The sequence below is a fragment of the Arthrobacter sp. 05L45_2 genome (assembly GCF_056397525.1).
Window position 1 is genome coordinate 1 of sequence record NZ_JBFTNO010000136.1, and the last position, 8,756, is coordinate 8,756.

The 8,756-nt window shown below is 67.4% G+C and carries 8 protein-coding genes; 6 read left to right on the plus strand and 2 right to left on the minus strand.

The window, feature by feature from the left end; genetic code table 11:
• Positions 1-603 (minus strand): DNA-formamidopyrimidine glycosylase family protein (locus AC1DHD_RS11195; protein WP_476879786.1); only part of this gene is annotated, 603 nt, incomplete at its 3' end.
• Positions 604-756: 153 nt separating this feature from the next.
• Here AC1DHD_RS11195 and gcvH point away from each other — a divergent pair.
• From gcvH to AC1DHD_RS11220, 5 genes are all read left to right on the plus strand, one after another.
• The gene (gene gcvH / locus AC1DHD_RS11200; RefSeq protein WP_476879787.1) at positions 757-1,143 is read left to right on the plus strand and encodes a glycine cleavage system protein GcvH; all 387 of its coding nucleotides are present in this window, start codon (positions 757-759) and stop codon (positions 1,141-1,143) included.
• A gap of 177 nt (positions 1,144-1,320) precedes the next feature.
• Entirely contained in the window at positions 1,321-1,794 is a 474-nt protein-coding gene (locus tag AC1DHD_RS11205) for an FHA domain-containing protein (protein WP_476879788.1), read from the plus strand.
• A 23-nt stretch (positions 1,795-1,817) separates the two neighbouring features.
• Entirely contained in the window at positions 1,818-2,534 is a 717-nt protein-coding gene (ftsR, locus tag AC1DHD_RS11210; protein ID WP_476879789.1) for a transcriptional regulator FtsR, read from the plus strand.
• A complete protein-coding gene (locus AC1DHD_RS11215; protein WP_476879790.1) occupies positions 2,534-3,037 on the plus strand; it encodes a bifunctional nuclease family protein in 504 nt (167 codons plus the stop codon). The genes ftsR and AC1DHD_RS11215 overlap by 1 nt, the downstream gene beginning before the upstream one ends.
• Before the next feature lie 264 nt (positions 3,038-3,301).
• A complete protein-coding gene (locus AC1DHD_RS11220) occupies positions 3,302-3,898 on the plus strand; it encodes a MerR family transcriptional regulator (protein WP_476879791.1) in 597 nt (198 codons plus the stop codon).
• 113 nt (positions 3,899-4,011) lie between these two features.
• Here AC1DHD_RS11220 and AC1DHD_RS11225 read toward each other — a convergent pair whose 3' ends face one another.
• Positions 4,012-4,863: a ParA family protein gene (locus AC1DHD_RS11225; RefSeq protein WP_476879792.1), complete on the minus strand. Its 852-nt coding sequence runs from the start codon at positions 4,861-4,863 to the stop codon at positions 4,012-4,014.
• Positions 4,864-5,169: 306 nt separating this feature from the next.
• On the opposite strand from AC1DHD_RS11225, the gene AC1DHD_RS11230 reads away from it, so the two are divergent.
• Positions 5,170-8,565 (plus strand): pyruvate carboxylase, encoded by a 3,396-nt coding sequence (locus AC1DHD_RS11230; RefSeq protein WP_476879793.1) that lies wholly within the window; start codon positions 5,170-5,172, stop codon positions 8,563-8,565.
• Positions 8,566-8,756 lie beyond the last annotated feature (191 nt).

Below are 8,756 nucleotides of genomic sequence, written 5' to 3' on the forward strand. Positions count from 1 at the left end.
GCGCAGTACACCCTTGATCTGCTGCGAACTGGACGACAGGATCCCGGCAAGGGTGTCGACGTCGAACCCGGGACTGAAAGGATCGGGGCCGAGCGCGCGCAGTACACCCTTGATCTGCTGCGAACTGGACGACAGGATCCCGGCAAGGGTGTCGACGTCGAACCCGGGACTGAAAGGATCGGGGCCGAGCGCCGCGATACCGGGCACGTCGGCGGGCTCCCGGACCACATACATGGCCAGGCTCTTTTTGGTCCCGGCCTCCGTAAGGTCCAGGTCGACCGGGCCCGTCCCTGTCGAGAACGAGAGCCGCGCCGCGAGGTGTCCGCCGCCCATCTTCAGCGCCGCGCCGGTGGGGGAGTCAGTGAAGCGGACCCAGCCCGCCCGGGCCAGGTGGAAGACCAGATGCAGCCCGTCCGCTTCCACGTCCAGGAACTTGCCGTGCCGGCGAACCCCGGTCACTGTCGTGCCTTCGAGGGCGGAGACCGGCGGATCCGCGGTCTTCAGCACGGCGAAGGAGACAATCTGGACTTTCGCCACCACAGCACCGCGCAGCCGGGTGTCGAGGAAGGCCGCCAGGGCCGCTACTTCCGGGAGCTCAGGCATGGGCAGTTCCGACCCGAACGCGTGCACGTGCTGCCATGGCCCCATCATGCCAGAGTCCTGCCGGGCCCCGGGCGGATATGCCTATACTTTCAGCGGCGGCCCGTTCGATCGGCCGCCGTCGACCCAGGTGATTGACCCGACGAAAGGCCCGTCATGAGCAACATTCCCGAAGAGCTGTCCTACACCGCGGAACACGAGTGGATTTCCGCCCCCAATGCCGACGGCGTGGTGCGGGTGGGGATCACCGACTTCGCCCAGGACGCGCTGGGTGACGTTGTCTACGCCCAGATGCCGGAAGTCGGCACCGAGGTCAAGGCCAACGACGTCGTCGGCGAAGTCGAGTCCACCAAGAGCGTCAGCGACATCTACGCCCCGGTCAGCGGCGAGGTGGTGGCCCGCAACGAGTCACTGGACACTGATTCGGCCCTGATTAACTCGGATCCGTACGGCGAGGGCTGGCTGATCGAAATCAAGCTCGCAGAGGCCGACGCCGTCGAGTCGTTGCTCAGTGCATCGGAGTACGAACAGCAGGTAGGCTAAAGGGAAGGTCTCCGGGCCGTGTTACTGGACACATCAGTTGTAGGCCACAGGAGTTGGTGGCCGCAGCGGTTGCTGGGCGCAGTACCGGCCGGGGGCTGACTACCGGATCCGCCAGGCGTTTCCGGACGGCATGCGTTGTTTGCAGGGGGGACACCTGCAACGAATGAGGAGGACTCAATGGTTGGGCACGGACAGAACGACACCGGTGGATACGGCACGGGTGGAGTGAATGCCTCGGAGACCACATCGATCCATCTCACCCCCGTCCGCGACGAGCCGACCCTCACCCCGAAGGTTTCGGTCGAGGAACGCACCGCGATTGAATCCCTGCCGGCGGGCTCCGCCCTGCTGGTGGCCCACAGCGGCCCGAACGCCGGCGCCCGGTTCCTGCTGGACTCCGACACCACGACGGCGGGCCGCCACCCGGACGCCGACATTTTCCTCGACGACGTCACGGTCTCGCGCCGGCACGTCGAATTCCGCCGCACGGCGCGCAGTTTCGAGGTCGTCGACACCGGGAGCCTCAACGGCACCTACGTCAATCACGACCGTGTCGACAGCGTGGAGCTGAAGTCCGGTAACGAGGTGCAGATCGGCAAGTTCCGGCTCACCTTCTACCTCAGCCCTGCTCGTACCGCAGGCAACGTCTGATATCGGGGTAGCTGCCTGTGGCGATGGCACAAGCCGAGCGGCGCGGACCCCAGGTCCTGAACATCGGGGAAGTCCTGGCTCAGCTAAGCGACGACTTCCCCTCCATGACCGCGTCGAAAATCAGGTTCCTGGAGGAAAAGGGACTCATTAACCCGCAGCGGACCCCCGCCGGGTACCGGCAGTATTCGGAGAGCGACGTCGAACGCCTGCGCTTTGTGCTGGCCCTGCAGCGGGACCAGTACCTGCCGCTGAAGGTCATCAAGGACTACCTCGACGCAATTGACCGCGGGGAACGGCCCGAGAACCTCCCGCCCGGGGTGACGGTGTCGCCGCGGATCGTCTCGGACCAGCTTGCCGCCGAATTGAACCACCGGGTCCGCCTGCTCACCGCCGAACAGCTGCGTGCCGAGTCCGGGGCGAGTGTGCCCCTGCTGGAATCCCTGCTTAGCTTCGGCCTGATCGGGCACGTCAACGGAAAGTTCGACGAGCACGCCCTGCAAGTTGCCCGCGCCTGCGTCCAGCTGGAGGGCCATGGCCTGGAACCGCGCCACCTCAGGCCCTTCCAGGCCGCCGCCGACCGCGAATTCGGCCTGGTGGAGCGCGCCGTGGCCACCCTGACATCGCGGAAGGACGCAGCCTCGCACGCCCGCGCTGCCGAGGCCGCCCGGGAAATCAGCGAACTCTGCCTGTCGCTGCACCGCGCCCTGGTCCAGGACCGCATCTCAAGGATGGACAGCTGATGATTGAGGTGGAGATCGTTGGCGTCCGGATCGAACTGCCCTCCAACCAGCCGCTGGTACTGCTCAAGGAGATGCACGGCGAACGGCACGTTCCGATCTGGATCGGCACCCCGGAGGCCAGCGCGATTGCCCTCGCCCAGCAGGGTGTGGTCCCGCCCCGGCCCATGACCCACGACCTCCTCGTCGATGTGGTCGAGGCCCTGGGCCACACGATCGTCAGCGTCAACATCGTCGCGGTCGAGGACAACATCTTCTACGGCCAGCTCCAGTTCGAGGACGGCACCACCGTCAGCTCCAGGGCCTCGGACGCGCTGGCCTTGGCCCTGCGGGCCAAGTGCCGGATCTGGTGTGCGGACGCCGTGATGGACGAAGCGGGCGTCCGGATCACTGAGCACGACGACGGCGAGGAAGCCCAGCCGGGTCCCGCCGTCGACGAAGAAGGGGAGCTGCGCCGCTTCCGTGAGTTCCTGGACGACGTCGAACCGGAAGATTTTGCCGGCTGACACGCCCCAAAGCTTAAAGTCGAGGTCGAAACTTTCGACACGCCCCGGCAATAGCCCCAACGTCTTTGACCTTCGGCCCCGGCAGGCCTAACGTCGGAGGTACAAGTTCCCATTGCATACAACAGCCGTGCAAGTCACACTGGAAAGTGCAGCCGGAACCGAAACTTCACGGATCATTCACGTGCGGTCTTGGTCCGTCTCCTGTCCCGGATACCGCGGCGTTGCTGCAAGTTCCCGCGGGAACTCATGACAAGGAGGATCCACGTGAGTCCGAAAGGCGAAGCAGGCGAGCTCAAGCAGGCCTCGACGGCAGGCGTTGCTGTGCCCGCAAGCGGTGCCCAAGGCCTGCTCTTCACCGAGGATCTTCCCGTCCTGGACGAGGACGCGGGCTACCGTGGCCCGACCGCGTGCAAGGCGGCCGGCATCACCTACCGCCAGCTCGACTACTGGGCCCGTACCGGGCTGGTCGAACCTGCCGTGCGCGGCGCCGCCGGCTCCGGCTCCCAGCGTCTGTACGGTTTCCGCGACATCCTGGTCCTGAAAGTCGTCAAGCGGCTCCTGGATACCGGCGTTTCGCTGCAGCAGATCCGCACGGCGGTTGAGCACCTCCGTGAACGCGGGGTCGAGGACCTCGCCCAGATCACCCTTATGAGCGACGGTGCCAGCGTCTACGAGTGCACGTCGGCGGACGAGGTCATTGACCTGGTACAGGGCGGCCAGGGTGTCTTTGGCATCGCCGTCGGCCGTGTCTGGCGCGAAGTCGAAGGAAGCCTAGCAGCCCTCCCGAGCGAGCACGCTGCGGACCAGTCCTTCCCGGACGACGAGCTCAGCAAGCGCCGGGCCGCCCGCAAGATCRGCTAGCACAGCCCAAAATTCCACCTAAAAACGCGGGGCCACACTGTGGCCCCGCGTTTTTTGTTTGCCTGTTTTTTGTTTGCCGGTTGTATTGGCCTAATCGCCGGGGCCGGCCGGGGCTAGCGCTGGCTGCGGTTGCGGACCATACCAGCCGCCGCCAGTTCACCGGCGGTGCTGGTGCCCATCACATTGGCGAGCAGGCTGTCGAACAGCGCTGCGGCGTTCTTGGCGGAGTCACCGGGCCAGTGGTGGACCGAGTGGGCGGCGCCCTGGATCTGCTGCCAGTTCGCCTGCTCGGGAATGTGCGGGGTGAGCAGCAGTTCGCCGAACATGGACTGCATCTCGGCCAGCCGGAAGGTGTGCTCTGCGGAGCCGGACCGCACCCGGTTGGCCACAATGCCGGCCGGCGCCAGCGCGGGCGCGAACTCCTGCCGGAAGAGCTGGATGGCGCGCATGGTGCGTTCGGTGCCGGCCACGGAGAACAGCCCCGGTTCGGCCACGAGGGCCACCTTGTCGCTGGCAGACCAGGCCATCCTGGTCAGGCCGTTCAGCGACGGCGGGCAGTCGATGAGGACCAGGTCGTAGTGCCCCACGCTGGCAAGGACCGTGGAGAGGCGCCGCAGATCGCGCCGGCCAAGGTCCGGCCGGTCGTAGATGCCGGTGTATGCGGAGCCGATGGCCACATCGAGAACCGGCGCGGCGCCGTCGGCCGTTGCGCCGGCCAGGTGCTCCACCCATCCGCTGGGGACCACGTTCTCGGCAAGGTGGGCCTTGCGCGGCGCTTTGATCATCCGGCCGATGTCCAGCTGCCCGTCGGGGCGGACGCCGAGGGCCGTGCTGGCATCCGCATGCGGGTCCAGGTCGACCACGAGGGTGGGGATGCCGGCTGCGAGTGCTGCCGACGCCAGTCCGGTTGTCACGGATGTCTTGCCGACCCCGCCTTTGAGGCTGCTGATGCTGACTACTTGCACTTGAAAAACCAATACCTAACGCCGGTTGCCGAGACTGGGTCATGCCGGCCCGTGCGTTCCTCCGGACCGGGGCGTGCGTGCGCCACCCACCACCTCATCATATGTGGACCGGGCGCCTTAACCCGTCTCATCCTCTCCGGCGGGGGCCCGAACAGGCCCCGGGAGCCCGGATCGGCGCCGATCTGCCGTCTGCCGCGGAAATGACGCATAATGCTGTGACGGGCACCACAATGATTTGTGTTTGCGCACACCAGTCCTAGAAACTGTGACCACTTACCGAACCGCCCGCAATGATGCAGGAGAAGTATGTTTTCCAAGATTCTGGTGGCTAACCGCGGCGAAATCGCGATCCGTGCTTTCCGGGCCAGCTACGAGCTGGGTGCCAAGACCGTTGCAGTGTTCCCGACCGAGGACCGTAATTCGATCCACCGCCAGAAAGCCGACGAGGCATATCTGATCGGCGAAGAGGGCCATCCCGTCCGGGCCTACCTCGACGTCGACGAGGTGGTCCGCGTGGCGAAAGAGGCCGGGGCTGACGCCATCTACCCGGGCTACGGGTTCCTCTCCGAAAACCCGAACCTCGCCCGCGCCGCGGCCGCAGCCGGCATTACCTTCGTCGGGCCGCCGGCTGAGGTCCTGGAGCTGGCCGGCAACAAGGTGGCCGCCCTGGAGGCCGCCCGCAAGGCCGGCGTCCCGGTCCTGAAGTCCAGCCAGCCGTCCAAGGACCTCGACGAACTCATCGCGGCCGCGGACGAGATCGGCTTCCCCATCTTCGCCAAAGCCGTCGCAGGCGGCGGCGGCCGCGGCATGCGCCGGGTGGACACCCGGGAGGCCCTGCCCGAGGCCCTGCAGGCCGCCATGCGCGAGGCGGATGCGGCGTTCGGCGACCCCACGATGTTCCTCGAGCAGGCTGTCCTGCGGCCGCGGCACATCGAGGTCCAGATCCTCGCTGACGCCAAGGGCAACGTCATGCACCTCTTCGAACGCGACTGCTCCATCCAGCGCCGCCACCAGAAGGTCATCGAAATCGCGCCGGCGCCGAACCTTGACGAGGGTATCCGGCAGGCCCTCTACCGGGACGCGGTGAAGTTCGCCAAGGCCCTGAACTACGTCAACGCCGGCACTGTCGAGTTCCTGGTGGACACTGTGGGTGAACGGGCCGGCCAGCACGTGTTCATCGAGATGAACCCGCGCATCCAGGTTGAGCACACGGTCACCGAGGAAGTCACCGACGTCGACCTCGTCCAGGCCCAGCTGCGCATCGCCTCGGGGGAGACCCTGGCTGACCTGGGCCTGTCCCAGGAGACCGTCAAGCTCAACGGCGCCGCACTGCAGTCCCGCATCACCACAGAGGACCCGGCCAATGGCTTCCGGCCCGACGTCGGCAAGATCACCGGCTACCGCTCGGCGGGCGGCGCCGGCGTCCGGCTCGACGGCGGAACCGTGTACTCGGGCGCCGAGATCAGCCCGCACTTTGACTCGATGCTGGTCAAACTCACGTGCCGCGGACGCGACTACGCCACCGCCGTCGCCCGCGCCCGGCGCGCCCTGGCCGAGTTCCGTATCCGCGGTGTGTCCACCAACATCTCCTTCCTCCAGGCCGTCCTGGACGACCCGGACTTCGTTGCCGGCAACGTCGCCACCTCGTTCATCGACGAGCGCCCGGAACTGCTCAAGGCCCGCGTCTCCGCCGACCGCGGGACCAAGCTGCTGACCTGGCTCGCCGAGGTCACCGTCAACAAGCCCAACGGCGAGCTCACGGTGCACACCGACCCCGCGGACAAGCTGCCGGCCCTCGAGGATGCCGACGCCCCCGCAGGGTCGCGGCAGCGGCTGCTCGAACTCGGGCCGGAGGGCTTCGCGAAGGCCCTCCGCGGCCAGGAGGGCGTCGCTGTCACCGACACCACCTTCCGTGACGCGCACCAGTCCCTGCTGGCCACGCGCGTCCGTACCCGCGACCTGGTGGCCGCGGCCCCCGCTGTCTCCAAGATGCTTCCCGAACTGCTCTCCGTCGAGGCCTGGGGCGGAGCGACTTACGACGTCGCGCTGCGCTTCCTCGGCGAGGACCCCTGGGACCGCCTGGCCGCCCTCCGCAAGGCCCTGCCCAACATCTGCCTGCAGATGCTGCTCCGCGGCCGGAACACCGTCGGCTACACGCCGTACCCGGAGGAGGTGACGGTGGCCTTCGTGAATGAGGCCGCCGCGACCGGCATCGACATCTTCCGGATCTTCGACGCCCTGAACGACGTCAACCAGATGGCCCCCGCCATCCGCGCCGTCCGCGACACCGGCACGGCCGTGGCCGAGGTCGCACTGTGCTACACCGCGGACATGCTGGACCCGGAGGAAAAGCTCTACACCCTCGACTACTACCTGGACCTGGCCCAGAAGATCGTCGACGCCGGCGCGCACATCCTCGCCATCAAGGACATGGCGGGACTGCTGCGTCCGGCAGCCGCCGCCCGGCTGGTGAGCGCCCTGCGGGAGAAATTCGACCTCCCGGTGCACCTGCACACCCACGACACCACCGGCGGCCAGCTGGCCACTTTGCTGGCGGCCGTGGATGCCGGGGTGGACGCCGTCGACGTCGCATCCGCGTCCCTGGCCGGCACCACCAGCCAGCCGTCCGCCTCAGCACTGGTCGCGGCGCTGGCCCACACCCCGCGCGACACCGGGCTGAGCCTGGCGAACGTGTGTGCCCTGGAGCCCTACTGGGAGGCCGTACGGCGGGTCTATGCCCCGTTCGAATCCGGACTGCCGGGCCCCACAGGCCGGGTCTACCGGCACGAAATCCCCGGCGGCCAGCTCTCCAACCTGCGGCAGCAGGCCATCGCGCTGGGACTGGGAGAACGGTTCGAGGCCATCGAGGACATGTACACCTCCGCGGACCGTATCCTGGGCCGGCTGGTCAAGGTCACCCCGTCATCGAAGGTGGTGGGCGACCTCGCCCTGCACCTGGTGGGCCTCAACGCCGACCCGGCCGATTTCAACGAGAACCCGCAGAAGTACGACATCCCGGACTCCGTGATCGGCTTCCTGTSCGGCGAACTCGGCGATCCTCCCGGCGGCTGGCCGGAGCCGTTCCGGACCAAGGCGCTGCAGGGCCGCAGCGTCAAGGTCCGCGACGTTGAGCTCAGCGCCGAAGACAGCGCCGCGCTCAAGGGCGACTCCAAAACGGTGCAGCAGACCCTCAACCGGCTGCTCTTCGCCGGTCCCACCAAGGACTACCAGAAGAGCGTGGAGGCGTACGGCAACCTCTCCGTCCTCGACACCCGCGACTACCTCTTCGGCCTGCAGCGCGGCGCCGAGCACGAGATCGAGCTGGAGAAGGGCGTCCGCCTGATCGCCTCGCTCGAGGCCGTGTCCGAACCCGACGAGAAGGGCATGCGCACCGTCATGTGCACCCTGAACGGCCAGTCCCGGCCCGTGGTGGTCCGTGACCGGTCCGTCGTGAGCAACGTCAAGGCCGCCGAACGTGCCGACGCCTCCCAGCCGGGCCAGGTGGCCGCACCGTTCGCCGGCGCCGTCACCCTGACCGTCAAGGCCGGGGACAAGGTCAACGCCGGCGATACCGTCGCGACCATCGAAGCCATGAAGATGGAAGCTTCCATCACGACGCCGGTCGCCGGCACTGTCTCGAGGCTCGCCGTGGGCGCCGTGGAACAGGTCCAGGGCGGGGACCTGCTGCTGGTCGTGGAGTAACGCCCGGCCGGGCCTAGAAGGGCCAGGCGCAGAGCGCACAGACGAAAGGGCTCCTCCGGCTTTTGCCGGGGGAGCCCTTTCTAATGTGGTTGCTGCTGTGCGTTGCCGGGCTGTGCTGTGCTGCCCTGCGACGCTCGGCCTAGGTGTACTGGGCCACAAGGTTGGTGACACTCGGTTGATGGGTGTGGTGC